General features: G+C 40.5%; 19 protein-coding genes and 1 rRNA gene. 1 reads left to right on the top strand and 19 read right to left on the bottom strand.

The window, feature by feature from the left end; translation table 11 throughout:
* From ACN6NF_RS22380 to rfbC, 12 genes are all read right to left on the bottom strand, one after another.
* A 16S ribosomal RNA gene (locus tag ACN6NF_RS22380) occupies positions 1-221 on the bottom strand; the annotation flags it as partial.
* Positions 222-597: 376 nt separating this feature from the next.
* Entirely contained in the window at positions 598-2,613 is a 2,016-nt protein-coding gene (gene ligA / locus ACN6NF_RS22385) for an NAD-dependent DNA ligase LigA (RefSeq protein WP_474319609.1), read from the bottom strand.
* An 87-nt stretch (positions 2,614-2,700) separates the two neighbouring features.
* Complete coding sequence (gene pcrA, locus ACN6NF_RS22390; protein ID WP_474319611.1) at positions 2,701-5,025, bottom strand: DNA helicase PcrA; 2,325 nt, start codon at positions 5,023-5,025, stop codon at positions 2,701-2,703.
* A gap of 41 nt (positions 5,026-5,066) precedes the next feature.
* Entirely contained in the window at positions 5,067-5,759 is a 693-nt protein-coding gene (gene pcrB, locus ACN6NF_RS22395) for a heptaprenylglyceryl phosphate synthase (RefSeq protein WP_474319614.1), read from the bottom strand.
* Between the two features lie 144 nt (positions 5,760-5,903).
* Positions 5,904-6,776, bottom strand: a complete 873-nt coding sequence (locus tag ACN6NF_RS22400) for a phosphatidylinositol-specific phospholipase C/glycerophosphodiester phosphodiesterase family protein (RefSeq protein ID WP_474319615.1) — start codon at positions 6,774-6,776, stop codon at positions 5,904-5,906.
* A 136-nt stretch (positions 6,777-6,912) separates the two neighbouring features.
* On the bottom strand, positions 6,913-8,313 hold the full coding sequence (locus ACN6NF_RS22405) for an undecaprenyl-phosphate glucose phosphotransferase (RefSeq protein WP_474319617.1): 1,401 nt from the start codon (positions 8,311-8,313) through the stop codon (positions 6,913-6,915).
* Entirely contained in the window at positions 8,310-9,218 is a 909-nt protein-coding gene (locus ACN6NF_RS22410) for a glycosyltransferase family 2 protein (protein ID WP_474319619.1), read from the bottom strand. The genes ACN6NF_RS22405 and ACN6NF_RS22410 overlap by 4 nt, the downstream gene beginning before the upstream one ends.
* A gap of 370 nt (positions 9,219-9,588) precedes the next feature.
* The gene (locus ACN6NF_RS22415) at positions 9,589-9,681 is read right to left on the bottom strand and encodes a putative holin-like toxin (RefSeq protein WP_377570451.1); all 93 of its coding nucleotides are present in this window, start codon (positions 9,679-9,681) and stop codon (positions 9,589-9,591) included.
* A 184-nt stretch (positions 9,682-9,865) separates the two neighbouring features.
* Positions 9,866-10,810: a glycosyltransferase family 2 protein gene (locus ACN6NF_RS22420; protein WP_474319808.1), complete on the bottom strand. Its 945-nt coding sequence runs from the start codon at positions 10,808-10,810 to the stop codon at positions 9,866-9,868.
* A 159-nt stretch (positions 10,811-10,969) separates the two neighbouring features.
* Positions 10,970-11,842, bottom strand: coding sequence for a dTDP-4-dehydrorhamnose reductase (rfbD, locus tag ACN6NF_RS22425; protein ID WP_474319620.1), 873 nt, complete (start codon positions 11,840-11,842; stop codon positions 10,970-10,972).
* Position 11,843: 1 nt separating this feature from the next.
* On the bottom strand, positions 11,844-12,863 hold the full coding sequence (gene rfbB / locus ACN6NF_RS22430; protein ID WP_474319621.1) for a dTDP-glucose 4,6-dehydratase: 1,020 nt from the start codon (positions 12,861-12,863) through the stop codon (positions 11,844-11,846).
* 80 nt (positions 12,864-12,943) lie between these two features.
* A complete protein-coding gene (rfbC, locus tag ACN6NF_RS22435) occupies positions 12,944-13,489 on the bottom strand; it encodes a dTDP-4-dehydrorhamnose 3,5-epimerase (protein ID WP_474319622.1) in 546 nt (181 codons plus the stop codon).
* A gap of 83 nt (positions 13,490-13,572) precedes the next feature.
* Between rfbC and ACN6NF_RS22440 the strand changes: the two genes are divergently transcribed.
* Positions 13,573-15,447, top strand: a complete 1,875-nt coding sequence (locus ACN6NF_RS22440) for a hypothetical protein (RefSeq protein ID WP_474319623.1) — start codon at positions 13,573-13,575, stop codon at positions 15,445-15,447.
* Between the two features lie 67 nt (positions 15,448-15,514).
* On the opposite strand, the gene ACN6NF_RS22445 is transcribed toward ACN6NF_RS22440, so the two are convergent.
* From ACN6NF_RS22445 to ACN6NF_RS22475, 7 genes are all read right to left on the bottom strand, one after another.
* Positions 15,515-16,612, bottom strand: coding sequence for an acyltransferase family protein (locus ACN6NF_RS22445; RefSeq protein ID WP_474319624.1), 1,098 nt, complete (start codon positions 16,610-16,612; stop codon positions 15,515-15,517).
* A gap of 64 nt (positions 16,613-16,676) precedes the next feature.
* Positions 16,677-17,405 carry a sugar phosphate nucleotidyltransferase gene (locus ACN6NF_RS22450; RefSeq protein ID WP_474319625.1) on the bottom strand — a complete coding sequence of 243 codons (729 nt, stop codon included), beginning with the start codon at positions 17,403-17,405 and terminating at the stop codon, positions 16,677-16,679.
* Between the two features lie 27 nt (positions 17,406-17,432).
* On the bottom strand, positions 17,433-18,551 hold the full coding sequence (locus tag ACN6NF_RS22455) for a glycosyltransferase family protein (RefSeq protein ID WP_474319626.1): 1,119 nt from the start codon (positions 18,549-18,551) through the stop codon (positions 17,433-17,435).
* A 69-nt stretch (positions 18,552-18,620) separates the two neighbouring features.
* On the bottom strand, positions 18,621-22,457 hold the full coding sequence (locus tag ACN6NF_RS22460) for a glycosyltransferase (RefSeq protein WP_474319809.1): 3,837 nt from the start codon (positions 22,455-22,457) through the stop codon (positions 18,621-18,623).
* Between the two features lie 39 nt (positions 22,458-22,496).
* Positions 22,497-22,910, bottom strand: a complete 414-nt coding sequence (locus ACN6NF_RS22465; RefSeq protein ID WP_016822980.1) for an FAD synthase family protein — start codon at positions 22,908-22,910, stop codon at positions 22,497-22,499.
* Positions 22,907-24,445 (bottom strand): asparagine synthase (glutamine-hydrolyzing), encoded by a 1,539-nt coding sequence (gene asnB / locus ACN6NF_RS22470; RefSeq protein ID WP_474319627.1) that lies wholly within the window; start codon positions 24,443-24,445, stop codon positions 22,907-22,909. The genes ACN6NF_RS22465 and asnB overlap by 4 nt, the downstream gene beginning before the upstream one ends.
* Positions 24,446-24,458: 13 nt before the next feature.
* The gene (locus ACN6NF_RS22475) at positions 24,459-25,766 is read right to left on the bottom strand and encodes an ABC transporter ATP-binding protein (protein WP_474319628.1); all 1,308 of its coding nucleotides are present in this window, start codon (positions 25,764-25,766) and stop codon (positions 24,459-24,461) included.
* Positions 25,767-25,773: the final 7 nt, after the last annotated feature.

The raw sequence follows: 25,773 nt of genomic DNA on the forward strand, positions 1-25,773 counted from the left end.
GCTCCGCCTTTCCTCCTTCTCCCATGCAGGAAAAGGATGTATCGGGTATTAGCTACCGTTTCCGGTAGTTATCCCTGTCTTGTGGGCAGGTTGCCTACGTGTTACTCACCCGTCCGCCGCTAGGTTAGTTAGAAGCAAGCTTCTAACTAACCCCGCTCGACTTGCATGTATTAGGCACGCCGCCAGCGTTCGTCCTGAGCCAGGATCAAACTCTCCATTAAAGACCAACCGAGGTTGGTTTATAGAAAGAGCGATTAGCTCATTTTTAATGCTAGCGATTCTTCTTTATAAAAGAAGTAATCTTTATTTCATCATCCATTTGTTCAGTTTTCAAAGAACTTGTCTGACCTCGTTTGTTTAATAAGTCAGGAATTAGATCATATCATGTTAGTTGCTTTCTTGTCAAATCTTTTTTTGATTATCTTTTCAGCAACTTTGCTTCAAGAAATGTTATTCTCAAAGCAACGTCTAATAATATATCATGCCTGAAGTTATTTAGCAAGCACTTTTTTATACTCTTGTTCTTTTACAACATGCTAGATAATAAGGCAGCCAATCCGCTTTGGAACGGAATGGCTGCCCTCATTGCAAAAACTATTATTGCTGTTCTAACAGTCTGATGAATTCATCCTCATCTTCAATGGTGTCGATTTCGAGCTGTTGTGCCTTAGCCAGCTTGCTCCCAGCCTTTTCACCAGCGATGACTAGATCCGTTTTTTTCGATACAGATCCGGCAACTTTGGCTCCCAGCGCCTCCAGCCTCGATGCAGCTTCATCACGCGTAAGCTGATGCAAGGTACCTGTAAGCACAACCGTTTTGCCACTGAAAAAGCTGTCTGTCTTTTTCGTCTGTGGAGCTTGGGGGGCCTGAGCTTTTACCCCTAGAGACAGCATCTTTTCAATCCCTGCTTGAGTAAATGGATCGGCAAAGAATGCAACAATGCTTTCAGCGACAATCCCACCTACATCCGGCAGTTCTATCAGTTCATCCACCGTAGCGGACATCGTCTTGTGCAAATCACGATAGTGTTCAGCCAACATGCGTGTCGTCGCTTTACCGGTATTTGGTATACCCAGAGCATAAAGGAAAGAAGCCAAATCTCTCTCCTTACTCTTTTCAAGTGCCGCCAAGAGGTTATTAGCCTTTCTCTCACCAAACCGCTCCAGCTTCACAAGATCATCATATTTCAGTGTATACAGATCTGCAGGTTCACGGACACCCAGTTCATCATGCAGTTGGATAGCTGTTTTGTCACTGAACGTCTCAATATCCATAGCATCACGTGAAGCAAAATGGGAAATGCGGGCCACAATTTGTGGTTTACAACCTAGCTTATTGTCGCAAAATAAATGGGCGCCTCGCTGCTGCAGTGGAAACCCACAAGCTGGACAATGATTTGGAACCACAATTTCCTCTCCGTCGTTCTCAGATGTTACTTTTCCCAAAATCTCAGGAATAACATCGTTTGAGCGACGAATAAACACGCGTGCCCCCAAAGCAAACTTCAGATTTTTACGCTCAATGTCACCAGCATTGTTCAGCGTACAATTTTGTACAGTGACTCCCGCCAGTTCTACCGGTTCTACCCTAGCCAGTGGAGTGATCTTACCGGTTCTTCCTACATTCCACTCTACCGAGTTAAGCACCGTAGTCGTTTCCTCTGCTTCGAACTTATAGGCCACCGCCCAGCGTGGGAATTTATCAGTATATCCGAGAACCTCACGTGTGCGCATATCTGTAATTTTCAATACTGCCCCATCAATAAGATAGTCCAATCCTGCACGCGATTCCTCAATCTCAATCAGCTGCTCCATTACATCATCAAAATTATCAAAGTAAGTCAGGTATGGGTTTACCTTGAAATGATTTTCACGCAGGAAGGTCATCATCTCCTGGTGGCTGCTAAACTGGATACCGTCTGCATATCCCACGTTGTAGAAAAATGCATTCAATCGGCGTTCTGCTGTCACTTTGGGATTCAAGTTGCGCAAAGCACCAGCTGCGGCGTTGCGTGCATTTTTAAGAGGGTCCACGGCAGTCTCATTATATTTGGACAGTACAGAGAGATTCATGATTCCTTCTCCCTGTACCTCAATTGTTCCATTTCGAAAAGGAATTGTAAGTGGCACGGATTTAATCGTCTTGACCTGTGCCAGTATCCCCTCACCTACCACACCATTACCACGTGTAGAAGCCTGCACCAGTTGTCCATCCGTGTACGTTAGGTTCAGCGTCAGTCCATCAAATTTTAGTTCTATCGCATAGCCGGGGGATGGCAAAGGTTGCTCTGGGTTCTTGGTATTGTAATCATTAATCAGCTTCACGACACGCGCGTTCCATGCACGTAGCTGCTCCATATTCTGGGCTTTATCAAGACTCCATAATGGGGCCAGATGGCGATGCGGTGTGAAACCCTTGAGGATCTCCCCGCCCACACGCTGTGTTGGCGAATCCGGCAGTACAATACCGCTTGTCTGTTCAAGCGCTACCAGTTCGTCATAAAGCACATCATATTCTTTGTCGCTGATCTGGGGATCATCCAATGTATAGTAGTGATAGTTATATGTGTTCAGTTCAGCAACAAGCTGCTCCATCCTGTGCATTGGGTTCATGCAGGCGTATCCCTCCGGGAACTTCATTAGGGCAGAGGCCTTAGCCAAGCTGCCCTATGAGGTTCGAGATTTAATGATAATTTAAATTTATTCTACTTTTGTAATCGGCGCAAAGCCAGCTAACAGTCGTTTAACCCCCACTGGAGCCGGGAAAGCAATCTGAAGCTCCATATCATTGCCCGTTCCTTTTACAGCTACAATGGTTCCAATTCCCCATTTGCCATGCTGTACCTTGTCTCCGGCAGCAAAAATGGATGAACCCCCTGTCGAAGCAGTCGGAGTTGGTTTTGCGGGTGAGGAAGTGGTCACTGTTACGCGGGGCGACGCTGAAGCAGACGAGCCACTACGGCTCATCGTATCAAACGAGCGCTCTCCACCAAAGTTGCTGCCACTGCTTTTGCCCAGTCCGCGACCACCATAAGATCCGCCTACATTGCCTGAACGACGGTAACGATCACGCTTGATGACCGTATCCTCTTTTAACTCATCCGGAATCTCTTCGAGAAAGCGGGAAGGCGGGTTAGCTGTGGTACGTCCAAACAGAGTGCGCATCTGAGCGCATGTAAGGAACAACTGCTCCTCAGCTCGGGTAATCCCGACATACGCCAATCTACGCTCTTCCTCCAGCTCTTCATTATCCAAAAAGGCCCTGCTGTGAGGGAATACCCCTTCCTCCATACCAACGATAAATACGATAGGAAACTCCAATCCTTTGGCGCTATGCATGGTCATTAATACCACCGCATCACTCTGCTCCTCTTCATCGTCATTCATGGAATCAATATCGGCAATCAGAGCAAGATCGGTCAGGAAGGAGACAAGCGACTTGTCTTCCGTCCCTTTTTCAAATTCCATGGTTACTGACAGAAACTCATCAATATTCTCCAAACGCGAGCGTGACTCGAGTGTATTCTCGTTTTGCAGTTCCAATCGATATTGAGTGGTTTCCAGCATTTTTTCAGTCAACTCAGTAACTGACAGGTAATCCACCATCCGACTTAAACCTTCAATCATATCGTAAAACTCTACAAGCGCATTGCGTGTGCGTCCAGCAAAGCCCAAGTCATCTACCACTTGAAGCACACGGAAAATCGAAACTCCACGTTCTGCCGCTGCTGCCTGCAATTTGGCAACCGTTGTGTCGCCGATGCTTCGTTTGGGTACATTAATGATTCGGGTCAGGCTGATATCGTCGTCAGGATTGGACAGTAGGCGAAGATACGCCAGCAAATCCTTAATCTCTTTACGATCATAGAACTTGATTCCGCCCACGATTTGGTAAGGAATATCCGATTTAATCAAAATTTCCTCGACCACCCGGGACTGAGCATTCGTTCGGTACAAAATGGCATGATGGCTATAGGTTTTGCCCGCCTTAATATTCTTATGAATTTCTGAGGCGATAAAATAACCTTCGTCATGCTCGGAGTCAGCACGATAAACCTTAATCTTGGCGCCGCCTTCTTTGTCGGTCCATAGTTTTTTCGGCTTACGGCCTGTATTTTGGCCAATGACTTCGTTAGCTGCATTAAGAATATTTGAAGTTGAGCGATAGTTCTGCTCCAGCAAAATCGTGCGTGCTTCCGGGTAATCCTCTTCAAAGTTCAAAATGTTGCTAATATCCGCACCCCGCCAGCGATAGATGGATTGGTCGCTGTCACCTACAACACATAGCCGATGATGCTTGTCGGCCAGCATTTTACACAGCATGTACTGCGCACGGTTCGTATCCTGATATTCATCAACATGAATGTATTGAAATTTCTTTTGGTAGAAATCTAGCACCTCTGGTACTTCTTTAAAGAGCTGGATCGTTGCCATGATCAAATCATCAAAATCAAGAGAGTTGTTATTTTTGAGCCGTTGTTGGTACTTGGTATATACCTTCGCCACAATTCCTTCAAAATAATCGCCAATCTTGCGCTCATACATTTCGGGAGTGACCAGTTCATTTTTAGCCGTACTCATCATAGATTGGACCGCTTTGGGTTCAAACTTTTTGGTATCTATATTCAAGTCTTTCATGCAGCTCCGGATGACAGACAATTGATCCGTAGAATCCAAGATGCTGAAATTAGAGGTAAATCCGATTCGCTCGATATCCCGGCGTAAAATACGCACACACATGGAGTGAAAGGTGGATACCCATACATCTCTCCCCTGTGGGCCAATTAGCTTGGATACGCGATCCTGCATTTCACGCGCGGCCTTGTTCGTAAAGGTAATCGCCAAAATCCCCCATGGAGCCGTCTTGCGGGTCGCAATGAGGTAAGCTATTCGGTGCGTGAGCACCCGTGTCTTACCACTGCCTGCCCCAGCCATAATCAGCAGCGGACCATCTACCGCCTCCACGGCCTGACGTTGAGGCTGATTCAGGCGAGCTACCGCCTCGTGTATATCTATTGATTGCATGCGTGCATGCTCCTTCCCTAAGCTTTCATAAAATTCACGCTCTATACTTCCAATTTCACAGCTACCGTCTCCAGCGCTTTCGCCAAATCACGATAAATAATGTTTCCTACTACAATGGTGTCACAAACAGCTGCTGCTTGTAACGCGGTAGATTTATCCACGATCCCTCCTCCGTATAGGACACGAGATCGCTCCGTACTGCGATGTATTTGTTGTACCAGCTCCATATCTCCAAAGACACCGCTATATTCCACATATACAATTGGCAGATGCATAAGCTTGTCAGCAATCTGTGCATATGAAGTGGCAGCAGAAGCACTCAATGAAGTTTCCGCACCGGTAAGCTTAGCGACGGTGGAGCCACCGTTCAAAACAATATATCCTTCCGTCACAAGCAAATCCCAAGGGATCATATAACCAAATTGCTCAATCGCACGTTGGTGCTGCCCCATAATCCAATTACTGTCAGCGGTATTCAGCACCATGGGAATCATATATAGATCAAACCCCGGCACCACAGCTTCCAGATCGGATACCTCAAGCACACACGGCACCTCATAACGCCGAACCCGCGATAGCAAATCCACCGTATTTTCATAGGTTACGCCCGATGAACCTCCAACCATAATGGCGTCCGTACCAGACATACACACGGCATCAAGCGCCTCATCATTCAGTTCCTTGTCAGGATCAAGCTTAAATACATGCCTCCATGATTGAATTGAATCTGCCAACACACATTCCTCCAGCATCCATTGCTTTTGTCATCATCCAGACGAGCCGAATTCCAATATCCAAAAGCGTTCTATGCTAAGTCTATGACAGTGGTTAAAAGGTGTCAATGTTCGTATCAAATGGGAACACCGAGTTCAGACAGCTCATGGTCTCAGCGCATACAACCAACTGCGTCTACTAAGTTCTTTTTCCGTTAAAACGTCAGTATAAAAACCTCTTACACCCATCTGTTCGTACTCAGTGGCGTCCTGCAACTCGTTAATCGTATTTACGTAGCACACTGCCCCTGCCTGACGTAAACTTTCCACTAAGGCACCACTCACGCGATTTTCTGGTAAAGTTACTGCCGTTATATCATGTTGTTGGACAAATTGAATGATCTGGTCATCTGTATCTTCTGTAGCATAGAGCGTATAAATAATGGATGTATAAGGATAGATACTCCGCAACGTTTGCAGCATTTCTTCATTATAAATTTGAGGGACAATACGAGACAAAAGTTCGGGATTTTTCTCTTGGGCCTGACGGGTCAGTTGCGCAAACAGCTGTTTGATTCGGGCAGGGTCCTGCTCTTTCGTATCGGTCACAATATAGGCATCCGGGTAGTTTTCCAGTAAATCCAATACATCCTTCCAATCTAGTGGAGTATAGGAACCGTGTATGGGGGTGTTTTTGAATTGATGATAGCTCCAAGGCTTTCCGCCCTGCTCTGTAGCAACTGCGTATTCCTGTTGCATCTGTTTTGTAAAGGATTCTGTCCATTCATGGCGCGCCACCAAATGTCCATCCGAAGTAAACATCAGGTCGACCTCGAATACACGGCTGCCTTTTTTATAATTTTCCACAAACGCTTCACGCGTATTGGTATAGGCCAAACCATCAACAGCTCCCATGGCATGCGAAATCACACGGTGTGTGGTGAAGCCAGTATGTTCTTCTGTAGATTGTCCTTTGTAAGCCAGTAAAAATGTACCGATTATCATTAAAAGAATGACTGCAGCAATCACTCGTTTCATAGGGTGTCACATCCTTTTCGTACAGGTCAATACCCTACATACACCTACTCAAAACAGCCCTATATCAGTTGAACTAAAAAATCAGCTATATAGACACAAAAAACACCCTCCGGCTAAGCCGAAGGGTGACTCTGGATTAATATGCGTTTTTGAAACCATTGCGAATCGTGCGAAAAATAATTTTAATATCGAATAAGAGCGACCAGTTCTCAATATAGAAGATGTCGTGCTTAATCCGTTCCTCAATAGATGTATCTCCACGCAAGCCGTTACTCTGTGCCCAGCCTGTAATTCCGGGACGAACATGATGCTTCACCATGTATTTTGGAATTTCCTCACGGAATTGATCCACATAATAGGGCCGTTCCGGGCGTGGGCCAACGACGCTCATATCACCCAACAGTACGTTGAAAAACTGTGGCAGCTCGTCGAGGCTTGTTTTACGAATAAAAGTACCAAAACGTGTGCGTCTTGGGTCATTGGCAGTCGTCCAGCCCGTATCTTCAGTTCCAGGCGGCAGTACCTTCATCGAACGAAATTTGTACATCCGGAAGGTACGACGGTTCAAGCCTACCCGCTCCTGCTTAAAAATAATGGGGCCTCTCGACGTGACTTTCACACCAATCGCCACGGCCAGCATAATCGGAGAGGTCAGGACAATGGCGAATAAAGAAAATAAAATATCGAATAGACGCTTAAACAATCGATTCCCTGCTACATCCAGCGGAATATCCCGTACATTGATCATCGGCATACCTGCAAAATTGTCAAAGTAAGGTCGTGCCGGCAAATAATCAAAGAAATCGGGAATAATAAGCGTGCGTACTCCAGCCTTTTCACACATGTTGATAATCTTGGGATACTTATCATGGGCATCCAGCGGCAGCGCCAGAATGACCTCATCAATCATCAGGCGCGACAGCGTTGCCTCCAACTGATCTAATCCTCCAAGAATCGGACGAAAATGAGCTTCTTCCTCTTCACTCCAATGTCGTTTATCATCCAGAAATCCCACTACTTCATAGCCTAAATCAGGATACTGTCCAAGATTATGATAAAATCGTTGGCCCAAAGAGCCTGCTCCAAGAATGAGCATGAATTGCTTATTGTATCCTTTTTGACGGAGAATTTTAAGAATTTGCTTCAAAAAATAACGATAAAACAAAATAATCAGCACATTACCAACCATATAGATCGCCAGGTAGGACCGCGAGATGTCGATTTGCTTTACGAAGAACATTACACTCAACAGCACAAACAGGCCAACAATATGAATCTGTGTGACACGAAACACGTCATCTGCAAACCGTTTTTTTCGTTTTGGTGAATAAAGTGAGAATAACATCCCCAGCACTACGGCAATTAGACCGTATATTAAGCTCCACCCTCCATATACTTGAATAGGAAGTGGCTCTTTATAAGTGATCCATTCACTTTCAAATTTAAAAAACCAAGCGATCAGAAAGGATAACTGAATGACCGCGAAATCCGCCACAATATATAATTGGGTTAAAAAACGCTGATTTCTGCGTATCATGCTTTCACCTCAGTACGAGATTGTTCCCCGCTGTCCGGCTTAACCGGTGCAGACAACTTATTTTTTAGAAAAGCCATTCCAAACTTCACCGTAATTCCCGCATATACAGCCATATTGGTGATCCAGCTGTATTGCTGCTTATAATGCTTACGATGAAATACCCACATAGCTCTATGAAACTCATAAATAATTTTCAAAGGGCGACGGCGAGCACTGCCTCCTTTGATATGAATAATATATGTGCGTGGGTAGTAGTAAATGCCCCAACCAGCTTGTTTAATCCGGTAACACCAGTCTATGTCCTCACCATACATAAAAAAGGTTTCGTCCAATCCGCCGACCTGGTCAATCGTCTCCCGACGCACCAGCATAAAAGCCCCAACCAGTACATCCACAGGATACTCATCATCCGGGCTTAGATGCCCAAGCTGATATTGGTTGTACTTCGGGTTATCCGGGTAACGCTTCGACCAGCCGAAAGCATAGTAAAAAGACGCAGACGGCGTTGGAAACCCTCGCTTACAAGCCTTATCTAGCGAGCCATCCGGCAGGATGACCTTACAACCCGATGCCCCCATCTCCGGATGTGTATCCATAAATTGAATCATTGTATCCAGCGTATCCGGCTGCACCAACGTATCGGAGTTCAACAGCAATACATAACGCCCGCTAGCTACTTCCATGCCCTGGTTGTTCGCCTTGGCAAACCCTGTATTATCCTGATTAGCTATCAACATAATTTCCGGGTATGCAGCACGAATAGCCTCAACAGACCCGTCACTGGAGTGATTATCGATAACAATCACTTCATATCGATACTGCGTCTTTGACGCATACACCGATTGCAAACAATCTAGCGTCAATCGACATGTATTATAGTTGACGACCAGTATGCTTACATCCATATTTAAAACGCTCCTGACAAATTCAGTAATCTATTCTACTATCGCCTATTATAGCATACCGTGCAGACCACGGGGCGCAAAAAAGCACATAACTTGTAACCTTGCATAGTTAGTAGAATTTCACAAAATTCGATTCCAGTCACTCCAAAGTGCAAATATAGACAAACGAAACCATTTGGATCTATATATTGTTCATTGGAAGTCGATTATTAGATTTTTGTAAAATCCTCGGTTGAGGTCTAAATTTCATCGTGGTAAGATATACATGGAAAAAGGGCTGGTGCCAGCCAGCCCCGCGCAACCAACGCTCCAAGAGCGGACGGTTTTGGAACAATCAGGCCGAAAATAGACCCTTCCTTGCGGGGGCGGTCTATTTTCGTTTGCTAAACTCTAACAGTGTGACGATTAACGCCCCGAACGTCAGCATTAAACTGAGCGCCTCAAACACTGTCACAGGCTTCACCCCCCTCCTCGGGAGAGTTAGCCGACCGCCCTTGTCAGCTCTATCGGTTGCACGTTTCAATTATACTATATATTTCCAAAAAGGAACACGCATTCGATGGGTTTTTATCTAGCATTCATTTGCACCTTTGAATATTTGACGCTTTTATATGGAAAAAAGTTTCAATATTTTTCTTTCCAGCCTCTTATAATTTCCCCAGTATAAAAACTAACTTATAAATCCAGTTGTCCAACCGTGACTGCCTGTAAAATGGAGACTGCCCAATATATTTCATACGAGAAAGCACACCCTTTTGGTAGCTATCCAGGAATTGATCCACATCTCTGTATAATTGAGGAGGCATATCTTGTCCATATAGTTGAACAAATTGCCGGGCTTGTTTACTTAAAATATAGCGATTTTTTCCTTTCACAAATCTACTTAGTCTCTTTCTCCACTTGCTAACCCAGCCATCCGTTGAACCTCCCAGCACGTTGTTTTGATGCTGCCGATACCAAATCGACGGCTCGGGATCAAAAACAACCTCACCAAAAGAAGCGGTACATAAGTAAATCCACCAGTCATGCATAATAACATTGTTTAAGGTAGCTGGAGTTTTCTTTTTCACGAGCTGGAGTGTTGGTTTATTGAACACCATGGTGCAACCTACACATACATTCTCGATGAGAGCATTATACAAGGATAAAGGTCGGGGAATATCAGCTGGCCATACCTTGAGTGGCTCCAAGTTTTGAGAGACCATTTGGGTAGCAGAACAGTACATCAGCGGCCGGCTCTCATCCTTTTCCCTGAGCCGAGCTACAGCCCGAGCAAGCTTGTTCGGCATCCACACATCATCCTGATCACAAAAAGCGTAATAGTCGAATGTCTCGGACGATCTTTGAATCAAATCAAAAAAACTCGTAATAACACCTACATTGCTCTTAAGGCATAACCTAATCTGTTGGGGATAGCGTTGCTCCAGTGTAATCAACTTGGCTACCGTATCATCTGTCGAGCCATCATCACGGATTAGAATCTGCACTTCTACGTCTTTTTGATTGATGAGACTTTCTATCTGTTCATCTAAGTAAGCTGCTCCATTATATGTAGACAATAAAACTTGTACGTTAGGTCTGTTCAGAGTAATTCCCTCCTTCTTTGGAAATATGGGCTACGGGGACATGTATGTCCCACCTGCCTATACATTATAATGCTCACCATCCTTAATCAACATAGTCTTTAACATAACAAAATCTCCCAATCCTGAAATGATGGGAGATTTTTGATAGCTATGATAAAGTTTCAATTACTCGGATTTATCAAAATACTCCTGCAAAAAGTCACGCAATCCCTTGCGCCAATCCTGTAAATCGTGGAATCCGTTGGTCCGGATTGCAATATGCTCCATCACGGAATTACGTGGCCGCGCTGCGGGTCTAGGAAACTGCTCTGTGCTGCAAGGCTCTAATTTTGCAGTGATTTTTACAGCATATAGCTCTGCGGCATCCTGCAAAATAGCTTGTGTGAACTCGTACCAGGTGCAAGAACCGCTATTGGATGCATGATATACGCCATACTTCTCCGTTTGAATCAATTCCGCCAAAAAACGTGCCAAATCCACCGTATAGGTAGGTGAACCCTTCTGATCATTTACCACCTGAAGCTGCGGCTTCTCTTGTCCAAGCTTCAACATGGTTTTAACGAAATTGTTCCCGTACAGCCCATACACCCATGACGTACGAACAATAAAGTACCTAGAGCAAAGTGTCTTGGTTAGCACCTCTCCTGCTCGTTTGGACTTCCCATAGATACTCTGCGGATTCGTATTATCATATTCGTGATAGGGCTGCTCGGCTGTTCCATCAAATACATAATCTGTACTGATATACACCAGTTTAGCTCCTACTTTTTCCGCAGCCAATACCATATTACGTGTTCCTGCAGCATTTACTTGATAAGCTCTATCCATATCAGTCTCCGCCGCATCCACTGCTGTATACGCTGCACAGTGGATTACAGCTTCAGGCTGATATTGTCCTACTATGTTCATCGCCTGATCCAAATTTGTTATATCCAGTTGTTCCCGATCGTAGCCAAGAACATTATGTCCTTGCTCTTGGAAGACTTTTGCCACATCCTTGCCGAGTTGACCAGATGCTCCAGTAACCAATATTCTCATTTTACACATCCCCTAAGCGGGAACCATACTGCCTGGTATAATATTGCTGATATTCGCCAGATTGAATGCGGGTCCACCACTCCTCGTTGTCCAAGTACCAGCGAATCGTTTCTTTAATGCCGGTCTCAAAAGAGTGCTTGGGCTTCCAGCCCAGCTCGTTCATGGTTTTGGTCGGATCAATACCGTAACGGCGGTCATGACCCGGACGATCCTGCACATACGAGATTAGAGATTCTGGCTTGCCTAGCTCCTCCAATACCGTTTTGACGATATGCACATTCGTCCGCTCGTTATTTCCCCCGATATTATATACTTCACCCAACTTGCCCTGATGAATGACCAGATCAATTGCACTACAGTGATCCTCTACATACAACCAATCGCGAATGTTCAAGCCATCCCCATACACAGGAAGCTGTTGGTCGCTCAATGCACGTGAGATCATTAACGGAATCAGTTTTTCTGGGAATTGATATGGACCGTAATTATTAGAACAACGTGTGATATTCACTGGCAAACCGAAGGTTTCATGATATGCACGAACTAACAGGTCACCGCCTGCCTTGGAAGCAGAATAGGGACTATTAGGCTGCAACGGAGTTTCCTCTGTGAACAATCCGGTTTCACCCAGTGAACCGTATACTTCATCTGTCGATACCTGCACAAATTTGGTCACATTATATTTCTTGGCGGCATCCAGTAACACCTGTGTACCGAATACGTTTGTTTTCACAAACACTTCCGGCTCCAAAATACTCCGATCCACATGCGACTCTGCCGCAAAATTCACCACCACATCAATTCCCTGCTGCATCAGCTGATCCATCACTTGTGCATCAGTAATATCTGCTTTCACAAAGGAATGTTTGGGATGATCTTCAATGGATTTCAAATTTTCCAAGTTGCCTGCATAGGTGAGTGCGTCCACATTCACGATTTCATAATCTGGATGCTGCTTTAACATATACAATACAAAGTTACTGCCAATAAATCCGGCACCGCCGGTGACAAGAAGTTTCATAAATACCTCCTCAAACGTGCTTTAATACAATTAACATGTTATTTTAAAACAGAACGACAAAACAGCCGCCTATTATCACTCTAATCAAAGTTAATGTCTGCATCCCTAAATGTCGGATGCTTCTGATCCTTCTCTGAAAGAATAGCATGAGAAGTTGGCCAATCAATCCCCAGCGCAGGGTCATTCCACAGAATTCCCCGATCATTTTCGGGTGAATAATACTCGTCTACCTTGTACAGCACTTGAGTATTTGGAACAAGCGTACAGAACCCATGAGCAAATCCTTTAGGCACCAGCAGCTGACGTCTATTATGTTCGCTTAAGATTACCCCGACCCAATGACCGAATGTTGGAGAACTTTTGCGAATATCCACAATAACATCATAGATGGCTCCAGAGAGCACTCGAATGAGCTTGGTCTGGGCTTTGGGGTTAAGCTGGTAATGCAGCCCTCGGATCACGCCAGCTTCTGCCGATAAGGATTGATTATCCTGAATAAAAACATGATTGATTCCATGCTGCTTCATCATTTGTTCATTGTAGCTTTCCATAAAAAAACCACGGTGATCACCATGGACCACGGGTTCAATGATTTTTGCCCCTGCAAGTACTTCCTTTATTATCATTCACGAAACCTCCAACATCTTCTGTATATACTTTCATTTATGATTACTATAAAATTAATAAGCACACTATTTTGGGAGGGAATATGCTTTTGAATTTATCGAGAGTTAATAAAAATTTTGTTTGGTCCTATTTGATTTTGATGTGGCTACTTATCCCGATTCTCATATTGTTTAAAATTGATTCTTACTATATCTCCATATTATTCAGTCTAAATATTGCTCAGTCGTTTGTCATAGGTGCTACATACATTTTACACATCAGTGGTATCTTAACATATGCAAAGAAAGAAATAATGGTGCAATACCTAGCTTTTGGCGGCTACCTCGTTGGAATTATATTCATTTACGCTTTCCTCCAAAGGGAACATTTCATTTATTATTGGGACTTTTCGGCCTATTGGAATACTTCCATACAATTTAATAACCTTTTAAGTACAGATTTTATAGCAGCATCTAAACAAATCTATGCAAGTATTTTAAGAGACGATTATTCCGTGTTCCCAACAGTCTTTCTCGCTTTACCGTTAAAGTTCTTAGGTACAAGCTACATGAGCTATGTGTTAGCAATCTACACCTGCTTCTTGTATCCTTCTTGTTTGATACTGTTCTTATTATGTATCAAGATTGCTGATCAAATCCAGCTAAACACAAAATTGAACGTTCTTATCATCTTTGTACTTACATTTACTTTTCCAATTATGATAGCTCCTATGTTGGGTGGATACCTGGATTCTATAGGACTTATTTTTATCGGCTTGGCCTTAGTTATCTTATTTAATAATGATTTTGAACGCTTAAATGTAAAAGCGATTTTACTTTTAGCTGCTTGCCTGGTATTACTAACATTCACAAGACGATGGTATGGATTCTGGATCGTATCTTTTTTTGGGTCGATCGGTATCGCCTTTATATTCAAATGGATAATAGAAAAAGATTTTCGCTTTAAGCAGCTTTTACAGGTTATCTTAAATTTTTTCATTATAGGAGCTTCTAGCGCATTATTTCTTGTCATATTCTTCAATGAGTTTATTCAAAGAGCTCTGACCAATAACTTTAAGAACGCCTACTCAGCTTATTATTTTGGTGACGTCTTAAGTAACTTGCAGAATTTATTTTATCATTATGGGGCCTTCATTTTTATCATAGCTCTTGTTGGTTTCGTAGGCTTGCTATTTATGAGTAAAACAAGGTATATATCAATCTTTTTAGTTACGAATTTATTCATTACGTACTTTCTTTTTACAAGAATCCAAAGCTTAGCTTCTCAGCATTATTATCTGCTTACAGTGAACGTGTTAATTCTATTTATTAGTGGCGTTATTCTTATACTAAACTATTTATCCAAGATAAAATATGCAAAAAGTATTGGCTTAGTTATTCTGGCTTATTTAGTGCTTTGTAATTTCTTAGTAACCTTTACGAATACAAATGCACGGCCGGTTACCTATTTATCTTCTTTATTCAGTGACTTTAAACAAACACCTAGAGTAAGAACAGATATACCTGTGTTGAAGCAATTGACGGCTGATCTTAAGGAAATTTCATCAGAACAGCATAAAGTATATGTTCTATCGAGCTCAGGAATCCTTAATGATGATATACTCAGACAGATCGAAATGCCTGACAATAGCAACGCTCTTCCGTTTATGAATTTGACCCATCATGTAGATTTAAGAGATGGCTTCCCAGTGTCGTTTTTTGAGTCTGATTATGTTGTGATCGCATTACCTACACAATACCATTTAGGTGAAAGTGGTCAAAAAGTTATAGGTATACTTGCAGAAGAAGTCATGAACGGATCTCTTAAAAATAATTTTAAACCTTTAAAAAGCTACACCCTTGATAATAACGTAAAAGCTATCGTATTGAAAAAGACATCATCCATCTCAAAAGAAAAAATTGATCTTATACGTTCACAATTTAAAGAAATATATCCTGATAATCCCGATCTTTTCTAATTCAATCCAGATGTACGACGCATAAAAAAACCCTCGAATAAAAATCGGGGGGTTTTTTAGTTAATCATTAAACATTTTTATTGGGGATTGTAGTTATATTAGAATTACCAAAACTAAATTTTTTGCCAATCAGGAATGGTAAGAATCTATTAAATATTTCAATAAAAAGGACACAACTTAAGAAAACAAGCAAGGTAGAGAGAACAACAAATGAAATTCCATCTAAATACATATTTGTTTTAGCAGAAAACAACTCGTAAAAATTCACATTCTCCCAGAAGCTAAGTATTAATCCATGCAGACCAAATATAATTAGAGAATTTTTACCGAAATAGGACAGCAAACTAGATGACTCAATTTGTTTGGATAAGTATATATAGAACATCAGGCTGCACAGTACTGATAGATAAAATAAAATGTAATTATGCCCATAGTAATTTCCTGACATACCTGGTTTATCATTTATTAAAAATAATAAAAGACCCAGAAAACCTGCGGCATAAGCAAAGTATGGTTTATTAATTTTAATTTTATCGATAAAAAATTGTTCATTTAATTTAAATAAATAACCACAAATAATTAAGGAAGCTGCATTAATTGAAGTTCCCAACGACCAGGGAAGTGCATGTGTGTCAAGTTTACTTAAAAATGCCCCTAGAATGGTGAGCAATATCCAAAATACATACATATAACTTTTCTTTGAGGAAATCTTCAAAACTAAGTACGAAATAATTTGGGCCAAGAAAAGACAAGGTAGGAACCATAGAGACATATTAAGAATACTCAGGTGATTCCCATCTGCATATAAAAAAGTTTCAATAACAACCATTGGATCAAGCGTTCCGACAATTCCCATCCAATGCATCCAACCAAAATACAATAAGGAGCATATATAAAGAGTCGTATATGGTAAAAGGATTGTTTTGATTTTAGACCACAGAAAACTACTAAACTTATACTTCTGAAAATTAGAAGTAAACCCAGAAGCAAAAAAGAAAAGAGGCATATGGAAGGAATAGAAATAACCTATAATAAAGCTTTTATCCATCGACTCATTCCCTTTAAAACCATGAGGCACCAAATGTGAGAAGACTAAAAAAATAATTGCCAGTCCCTTTAATACATCTACCCACTTTATTCTAGCTGGAGCATGCACAATTTGCATTTATAAAGTCTCACTTTCTTTATGTCGTTATTGTTTCAATGGATTCTTTAGTCCTGCGATCATCTTAAGAAAAAAGATCATAATCCATTTCACTTACTAATTTGTTAGCAAGCATCAAGGAAGTATGTGTTCCCGCATCAGTCCACCAATTTTCTAAAATATCAAATGTAAGTTGGTTTCGTTGGATATAAGCGTTATTCACATCTGTGATTTCATATTCTCCTCTTGCTGAAGGGGTTAAGGTCTTAATAATATCGAACACTGAATAGTTAAACATATAAATACCCGTAACTGCATAATCACTCTTAGGGTTCTTAGGCTTTTCTTCAATATTGACAATGTTATCGCCTTGTAATTCTGGTACTCCATAGCGATTAGCATCAGGCACTTTATGAAGTAGCAATTTCGCTCCTGAATCTTGAAGCTTGAATTTTTCAACGAACGAGGTTATATCATCTTTAAAAACATTGTCCCCCAAAATCACAACCATCTTGTCAATGCCAACAAAGTGTTCAGCTAAAAGCAAAGCCTGGGCAATGCCCCCAGCCTCATCTTGTACTTTGTAAGTCAGAGTAACTCCAAGGTCTATCCCACTTCCTAAGAGATTAACTACATCTCCCATATGTTCCTTACCAGTAACGATCAAAATATCATTTATGTTCGCCTTTTTGAGCTTGTCAATAGAGTAATAAATCATCGGATATTTACCAATCGGCAGCAAATGTTTGTTTGTAACTTTAGTAAGCGGGTACAATCTAGAGCCAGTTCCTCCAGCTAATATAATCCCTTTCATATCTAACTTCCTCCTATTGAAACTCTTTTATAGTAGCTCCATAATGGTTTTTGCACGAGCTTCCCAATTGTTGTGGACTATGAAGTTTTCCAGTTGCTCCTGATCATAAAAAGGCCGTTGCAGGGTGTCTACACTCGCTAAATATTCCCTTATTTCTTCTAAACTACGATATAGATAGACCCCATTCTGATCTAATAGTTTAGTTTCCTCACTCTGCACGGCTAAAGTCACTTTATTCAGACTAAGATACTCATAAACTTTGACTGGATTAATCGTATCAATTCTATCTGAATTCCTTGAAAAGGGATATAAACAAACATCAAAAACATCAATAATCGCACCAATTTCTGATTTGGGAACTGGGTTATAGTATCTAATCCCACTATGCTGCTCAAAATTATAGCCCAGGTTATTTCTGCCAACCAAACATACAACAAAATTCTCATCAAATTCTGTAATCGCCTTAACCGCTTCCACGTCAAACCAGTGGTCAATCGCTCCTACATAGCCAAAAATATGGTAGCCCTCATGCTTTAATCGTCTCAAGTCACTGGCAACTAGGCTATTTACATTTATGTTTAGTATAGCTGTATCCACAGCATTTTTCACTAAATAAGATTGTTTATTCAATGATAGAGAATGCTTATGCAAATCATTGCTCGTAGATATAACAAGATCCGCCTTGGCAAGTAATTCAAGTTCCCACTTTTTGAGTAACTTCTTCATCAATGCATTGTTAGTTAGAAATACATAGTCGTCCATACGATCAAATACAATCTTCTTTTTATTTTGTTTAATAAGAGGATAAAAAACTGGACTCCCCAACCAAATGATATCGGCACTGGAAATTAAATCTTTTAATTGTCTCTTCTCAAACCATTGATTTAGATGGAATATGTCTAAGCTTTCTAAGCTTCTAGGTAATCTCAGACTGCCTGAAGGCCTGAATATTTGAAGACTATCATTAATGGTTTGTTTTCTTTGCTTATAATCTGAGTTCTGCCTTGCAATACTATTAAGTATGCTAATGGATGGTTCTACAAAGGTGATGTGAACCCCCGGTAGCTTGGCAAACTCTTCAGCCAAATGTTGCGGACGTTGTTTTAAATCATCCCAATAAATTGGAGAGAAATATAAAATGTTCAATTTAACCGCTCCATACTATTAAAGGCGCCCCTTATTTTTATAAAAGAGGCGCCTTTAAAATTTTATTAATTATCTATACGCTCCTGCCAATTGTCTTCGCGTATTCATATCATTTTCCTTCATTTGTATCAGCTCTTCATAGGCTTCGATTGTGTACTGTTTATACAAGATATCAATTTCAATATCTCGATTCTTAGTTGGAATCTTCTGCAAATGATCTAACTCAGCTTTAACAATTTCAAGGTGACTCTTATCTGCCTCAATATCCGATTCCATTGGCGCATACAGATCCTTTTGCAATTGGTAATTAGTTAAAATACTGTTTCGCATTGTCTTTCTAACATGCTCAACCGTATATCGGGAGGTGTCCACATCATGAATGACTTTCATCTTTGGATTAAGACCAACCTTATAACCGATTTCTCTCATAGCAAAAGATACAACAATTTCTTCTCCTCCAGCGTAATTGTTTCCTTTGCGCCCATAAGCGCTCCTAAAGCCCCCAATTCGCATCAGCGCAGCATGTCTAACCGCAAAGTTGGCTCCATAAGGAAACTCCCACTGAAAATTAGAATCGATAATTTCTTCGCCATCGACTATAAGCTGACTCCAATACGCTTCAGTACCTGGTTTAACCACATCAGGCCGTTCCTCATGTAAATTGAGTATGATATTTCCACCCATAACTCCGATGTCAGGCCGTTCTGAGAAGCCTCTGACGGTCTCTTCAAGCAAGTTGGAGTTTGCGATAGCATCATCATCAATATAGAGTATGACTTCACCCTCTGCTCCAAATAAACCAACATTACGTGCAAAGGAAAGACCTTTTAACGGTGCCTCCATATATCGCAGGAAGGAATCATCAATATTGTGGGTTGCTCTGAATTCACGAACCAAATGATGAATCTCATCATTCTGATAATCATTATTGACAACAATAATTTCATAGCTCGCTTTATCCAACGACTGTTCTATCACAGATTTAATCGCATTGGATAGTTTTTCACTCCGCTGGTAAGTGCAAATAATAACAGATAGGTCCTTTTTATAGATGGGTTCACTTTCAATTACCGCCTCAATGCGATATAAGTGATCGTTTTTAATCTTCGTATTTATAAGAGAGAACAGAACTTCCGTATCCTGTGCAAAGAAATCATAGTTGCTATCCGTCTCACTATTCATTTTATCCTTTATTTTCAGATCCCAAGGATAATCAGCTACGAATGTATCTGTGGTGTGCTCTGATTTATCTATAAGCAGTGCATACATAGATGATGAAGCATTAGAATCCATAAATTCAAAATTATGGACTTCGCCTGTTTTAATATATAAATAGCAAACAGGCGTTGCCAAATTAAGGCCAATAATCGTATTTAGTTCATCTCTCCCAACCACGGTATGGCCCTTAGCCAGAACATATTTCTTAAAATAACTAACTTCAGCAGCGTCTCCCTCAATGATCCAAACTAATGGGGTCAGATAAAAATCCCTTCTAAAATCATCAAGTACCATGAGTTTATATCTGTTAGATGTGATGCCGAGTTCTTGATCTGAAGCGGTCAATGATTTATCATGCCAGCGATAATCATATATAGGCTCATCGAACGTCACATGTTTGAGCTCAAATAGGGAGTTCACTCTCATCCAATAATCATAATCTTCAAGGGTATGCTTATAGCTAGAGTAGTCACCTAACAAGTGAGTTACCTTGGCCCTATACATAAAGGCCGCACCAATCGTATTGTTAGGATATACATTTAGCTCCAATGCGGACTTAGGCAGCATAACATTGCCACTGAACTGTGGTTCTTCATACCAGCCATGATTGGATATTACTTGGCCGTCCGAGTCAATTAACCTCATGTTCGCATATACCATACCAATATTTTCATCACGTTTAAGATCAGCGACCATCTTCTCCAAGAAATGTTCAGGGAGAATATTATCTGCACTGGTCCACGTATGGTACTCACCCTTAGCTAGTTTAAAACCTCTGGATAATGTTCTAGGTATTTTACGATTTTCCTGATGGACTACCCTAATACGATGATCTGCTTTCGCATACGCATCAATAATTTCTGCCGTTTTGTCTTTTGAACCATCGTTAATAATAATGAGTTCAAAATACTTATAAGATTGCTGCAGAATACTATCAATAGCTTTTGATACATAATCCTCACCGTTATATACAGGAAGAACGATCGATATAAGATCTTTCTCAAATGCGGTCTCGAACTTATCAAGTTCCAGGGAAAATGAATTGTCTTTAGCTACTTTATAATTATAAAATTTATACTCGTACCAAGTTAATAACTGATTGTAGTTTCCTTCATCTTTGCGCAGATCAACAGGATGATCCCCTGCGTTAGTCCGTTTAAGCTTATGCGACACTTTAGATTTAATCTTTTTTAGTAAGATCGTGGTGCCATAGTTTTTCCATACTCTATATCCCTTAAGAACATATATCATTTTGGACTTGTGTAAGATATGTTTAAGTTTATTCGCCATTTTCCACCTTTTTGAGTTATAAATATTATGAAGCTCTGTCGACAGTCTTCCATTATATTCTTGCAACTCACTGAACTGGGTGTTCAGTTCATTATATTGACCAAATAATTGTCTATATTGATGATTTAAAATATCCAAGTTATTTTTTTCATCATTGTAATCCTGTATGAGTTGAACATATCTTTGTTCTAATTCATCTTTCTTTTCAGATAGAGATCTAAAATCTGCTGACATGCTGTTTATTACATTTTCCTGATGGTCACGCGTTTGAATCAATGTGTTAATCTGATCCGTATGCTCAGCTATGCGTTGTTTTTGCTGTTCTATTTCTTGGCTTTGATTTTGATTATGAGTTTGTAATTCATTAAATTCCTTTTTTAAACGTGTATGCCCTGCTCTATAAGCATGGTCTACGTCATCTTGTAAAAACCTATTAATTACATCCATACACTTATCTATCGTCTCTCTTCCTTTGACCGGAAACATCTCTAAAGTAAATTTCCTTCTTTGTTGTATTAGTTGCTCATCTAAGATTGCATTAAGTAAAGTTTGCTTAATATTGCCGTTATCACTCACAAAAGGAACAATGTTTTGCTGAACAATTTGTTCTTCCAAAGGTAAAATTCCCTCGAACGATTCTGTTTGGGGATGCTGAAATATTACAATTGGAGTATCCGTAAACAGCGCATCAAATATAGCCCCAGAGCCGTCTGACAATATTACATCCGCTTCCTCTATTAGATTAACAAGAGAAGCCTTGTGATCAAGCACTTCAGGAACACGAGATTTAACTAGACTAACCCGCTCATGCTCCAAAAAAGAAGTGCCATGGTGCAATTTCACCTTCACATTAAAGGTATCTGAAATCTCTTCAATATGGTTCATCACAAGCTCAATAGACGACTCATTCCCATACGTAGGCAAATAAAGCAAATTATATTTATCTGTTTCACGCTTCATCCGTTGAAATTTAGCGTATTTAATCATTCCTACGATTTCAGTCTGAGTGTAGGCTGCCAGAACCGAGGAATCATATAGCCCATTACAAAAAATGAAATCGAAATTCCGACTCCATGTATCTAAATTCCAGTTTGGTTTAGCCATTCCATACTGATATCTGAACTTATAATCGGACTTAACTTCCAAATAATAGGGGAGGTAAGGATAGAAGGCTATTTTATATGTTTTGTCAGGTACAGCGCTTGTTAGAGTCACGTTTATACCGTTGTTCTGCAAGTAATGATAGGTATCTAAGGACATGTCTCCCCAATTATCTTCTTCAATGTGAGGGACATAAATATCACAAACGATCTGCTTTTTTTCGCATTCCTCAATTAAAGGCTTAATCGTTTCATATAAAACAAGATTGTGAATGACAAAAGCTATAGATCTGTTCATATTCACTGTAAAACCTCTTCCTTTCAGGCAAAAATCCACTTATTTTCTTAATTTCAGTAATGTCTCATTCAGTAAAGTTGATGATGTACTCTTCGTATAGGGAAAATATATAATTTTCACTCCAACTTCCTTAAACTGCAACTCATACTGGTCCCAACGTTCATTTTGAAACCAATCATCACCAACGAACATTACGTCATACTTTAATTTTTGCCAAACCTCAAATTTATCCATGGAGTCCTGAGGAATTACAGTATCAACAAATTTGATATTTCTAACAATCTCAATTCGTTCCTCAAAAGGAATGACGGCTTTTTTGTACTTATATGAAACCAACTCATCTGTGGTCACACCCACAATGAGCTTGTCACAGAGTGACTTAGCATTTCTCAACAAATTCAAATGTCCAATATGAAATAAATCGAAGACTCCGGAAGTATAGCCGATAATCATAAGATTTCTCCTAACGTATTTAAATTGAAGTTAAACCATTTGTCGAATGTCGTCTTCCCTTCAATTTTTTCAGAAGATAGGACTCTTTCAAGTTGAACAGGAAAACCCACCTTTTTTCTGTTTACAATCTCTGCTGGGATAATGTCTTTAAAAATTCTCTTGAGCGGAGCCTTAACAGCTCCATCCTTCATCTTATACTGAGCGTCTACCCCTGCAAGCCTTTCAATTAATCTGTAGTCCAAGAAAGGTGATCTTGCTTCTACCGAATTTAACATCGAGGCACTATCCAGCCTTTTAAGTAACCCTCGCAAATGGGCTTGTTGAAAGAATGCCGCTACGATTTTTTGAGGGGACTTTAACTTCATAAAAGGTTCCAATGCATCTTCTACAATCTCTAAATCATCTTCCGATCCATAGGTGTAGAGATCACTAAAGGCTCGGATATCAAAGTCTGTGGTGCTACTAGCCCATCTGAAAATACGATCATATCCAAAGAAAAGCTCATCAGCGCCTTCTCCACTTAATATGACTGTGTTCTTAGCAGATGCTTGTTGTGTCATATGATACAGCAACACTTCGTTGGGCACAGACAGAGGCTCTTTTTTTACAATCACCAGCTCACGAGCTAATGATAAAAAGCGATCAGGATCAAATAATATCGGGTGATGAATAGTGTTATATCTTGTTGCTGCGATTTCAGACCACTCGAACTCATTATAATCTTCAAAGCCAACAGTCCAAGTATGCTCTACTCCAGCGAGTGCAGTAATAATCGTGCTATCCAAGCCTCCGCTAAGGTAACTTCCAATTTCAACATCTGCGATCTTGCGGTACTCTACTGCAGAACGAATTAAAAACTCAAGTTCCTCATCAGAAGGCGGCTCTTTCTCTGAATAATCAAGTTCCCAATATTTAATAAATTCGCCATTCTCATAGTAATATCCTGGGGGAAACTCTTTTATTTCATTATAGACAGTACGATTATTAAAAAAACATCTCATTTTTTTATATTGTCTTACAGCTGCTTGATCTAAAGAAACGTTGTGAACTAATGGGAGCAATGGAGCAATTTCAGAACTAAAAATGAACTCTTCACCATTCCTGTTATAATACAGCGGTTTTACCCCCATACGATCTCGCACTGCAAAAAATGATTTCTGCTGGACGTCTAAAACAATAAAACTGAACATTCCATTAAGCCAATTCAACATTCGGGGACCATATTGAATGTAAAGCTTCAATAAAAGTTCAGTATCTGAGTTTGTTCTCATTTGAATTGAATATGCAGAAGCTAATTCTTTATAATTATAGATTTCTCCATTAAATATAATCGCATATCTTCCATCATCAGAAAAAAAAGGCTGATCACTTCTCTGATCCAGATCTAAAATACTTAACCTGTTGTGACCAAGCATAAAATTTTCATGCTGGTATACACAAAGCGGGGCCGTAGGCCCCCGATGCTTCATTATATTTAATGAATTAAGAAATGCTTCTTTATTTATAGCTACATTAGAAAACAAAATCCCACACATTTTATCACCAGCCTTAATTAATAACTTGCAAATCTATTGTATTATCTACAAATATTAAACCTGGTACGTAATTATTCTCTGGTTTAGGAACCTCAAAAACAGCTGCTATACTTACGCTATCCAAATAAAGAGGCTCAAACGGCTTAGGTTTTAAGCCAATAGAAATGGTGTATTTACCACTTTCAGATAATAGATTACGGAAATTAAAGTTAACTTCAAGAATGCCCCCTGCTTGCATTTTCGGGACTAATTTTGCCTTATTATAGATATTCATGCCAAAAACATCTACACCAGTATGGTTTCTAACCATGTAGCCAATGGTTCCCTCGGAATCAATATCTTTATAATATTGTGCCAGCAAACGCAAAGTAACCATTTCACCAAAAGGGACCTGGTTTACCACTTCTCCATTGACTAACAAGTCTGCCCTTATAAAACGTGCATCTCCCGTTCCAGAGCGAAACTCATTGGCACGTTTTGCAAAAGCAGGATCCTCTTCTAGCAACAACAGCGTACTCTTTTTATCCGTTTCGGAATTCACAAATGTATCCAAAGATTGGACACGCTTCATATCTGCAATTTCCTGGTTAATAATATTTTCATAAATTTGTGCTACGCGCTTCACTGGACCAATCTCGACCATGTGTCCCTTATCAATAAGCAATGCTGTATCACAAAAACTCTTAATGGTATCCATGGAATGAGAGACAAACAAAACTGTGCTCTTTTTGGAGAGCTCCTTCATTTTGGTGATACATTTGGCCTGAAAATAAATATCTCCAACAGACAAGGCTTCATCCACAATCAAAATGTCTGGATCAACATTGATGGCTACTGCAAAGGCTAATCGGGCAAACATACCGCTGGAGTACATTTTGACTGGTTGATTAATGAAGTCCCCAATATCCGCAAAGGATGTAATATCTTCTACCTTCTCATCCATTTCTGCTTTGCTATAGCCCATAAGCGTACCATTTAAATAAATATTTTCCATTCCAGTCAAGTCTGGATTAAACCCAGCACCGAGTTCCAACAGAGCTGCAACTTTCCCATTTACCTTTATGCTTCCATTGGTAGGCGTAATTACGCCTGTAATCATTTTTAAAAGAGTCGATTTGCCCGAACCATTTTTACCGATAATACCAATCGCTTGCCCTTTTTTAATAGAAAAGGAAAGGTCACTTATGGCTTTGAAATCAGAATGATATTTCTTTTTAAAAGGATGAATAGCCTCTTTTAAACGTTCATTGGGATTATCATATATTTTATATATTTTAGTGACATTATTAACTTCTACAGCAACTGATTCTGTTTGAGTCATACTCTTC

This window comes from Paenibacillus sp. TSM33 (assembly GCF_056099025.1).

Bases quoted from the DNA above. Each gene is read 5' to 3' on its own strand.
- ligA (WP_474319609.1), bottom strand. From the start codon at position 2,613: ATGAACCCAATGCACAGGATGGAGCAGCTTGTTGCTGAACTGAACACA.
- pcrA (WP_474319611.1), bottom strand. From the start codon at position 5,025: ATGCAATCAATAGATATACACGAGGCGGTAGCTCGCCTGAATCAGCCT.
- ACN6NF_RS22400 (WP_474319615.1), bottom strand. From the start codon at position 6,776: ATGAAACGAGTGATTGCTGCAGTCATTCTTTTAATGATAATCGGTACA.
- ACN6NF_RS22405 (WP_474319617.1), bottom strand. From the start codon at position 8,313: ATGATACGCAGAAATCAGCGTTTTTTAACCCAATTATATATTGTGGCG.
- ACN6NF_RS22410 (WP_474319619.1), bottom strand. From the start codon at position 9,218: ATGGATGTAAGCATACTGGTCGTCAACTATAATACATGTCGATTGACG.
- rfbD (WP_474319620.1), bottom strand. From the start codon at position 11,842: ATGAGAATATTGGTTACTGGAGCATCTGGTCAACTCGGCAAGGATGTG.
- rfbB (WP_474319621.1), bottom strand. From the start codon at position 12,863: ATGAAACTTCTTGTCACCGGCGGTGCCGGATTTATTGGCAGTAACTTT.
- rfbC (WP_474319622.1), bottom strand. From the start codon at position 13,489: ATGATAATAAAGGAAGTACTTGCAGGGGCAAAAATCATTGAACCCGTG.
- ACN6NF_RS22440 (WP_474319623.1), top strand. From the start codon at position 13,573: ATGCTTTTGAATTTATCGAGAGTTAATAAAAATTTTGTTTGGTCCTAT.
- ACN6NF_RS22445 (WP_474319624.1), bottom strand. From the start codon at position 16,612: ATGCAAATTGTGCATGCTCCAGCTAGAATAAAGTGGGTAGATGTATTA.
- ACN6NF_RS22450 (WP_474319625.1), bottom strand. From the start codon at position 17,405: ATGAAAGGGATTATATTAGCTGGAGGAACTGGCTCTAGATTGTACCCG.
- ACN6NF_RS22460 (WP_474319809.1), bottom strand. From the start codon at position 22,457: ATGAACAGATCTATAGCTTTTGTCATTCACAATCTTGTTTTATATGAA.
- ACN6NF_RS22465 (WP_016822980.1), bottom strand. From the start codon at position 22,910: ATGATTATCGGCTATACTTCCGGAGTCTTCGATTTATTTCATATTGGA.
- asnB (WP_474319627.1), bottom strand. From the start codon at position 24,445: ATGTGTGGGATTTTGTTTTCTAATGTAGCTATAAATAAAGAAGCATTT.
- ACN6NF_RS22475 (WP_474319628.1), bottom strand. From the start codon at position 25,766: ATGACTCAAACAGAATCAGTTGCTGTAGAAGTTAATAATGTCACTAAA.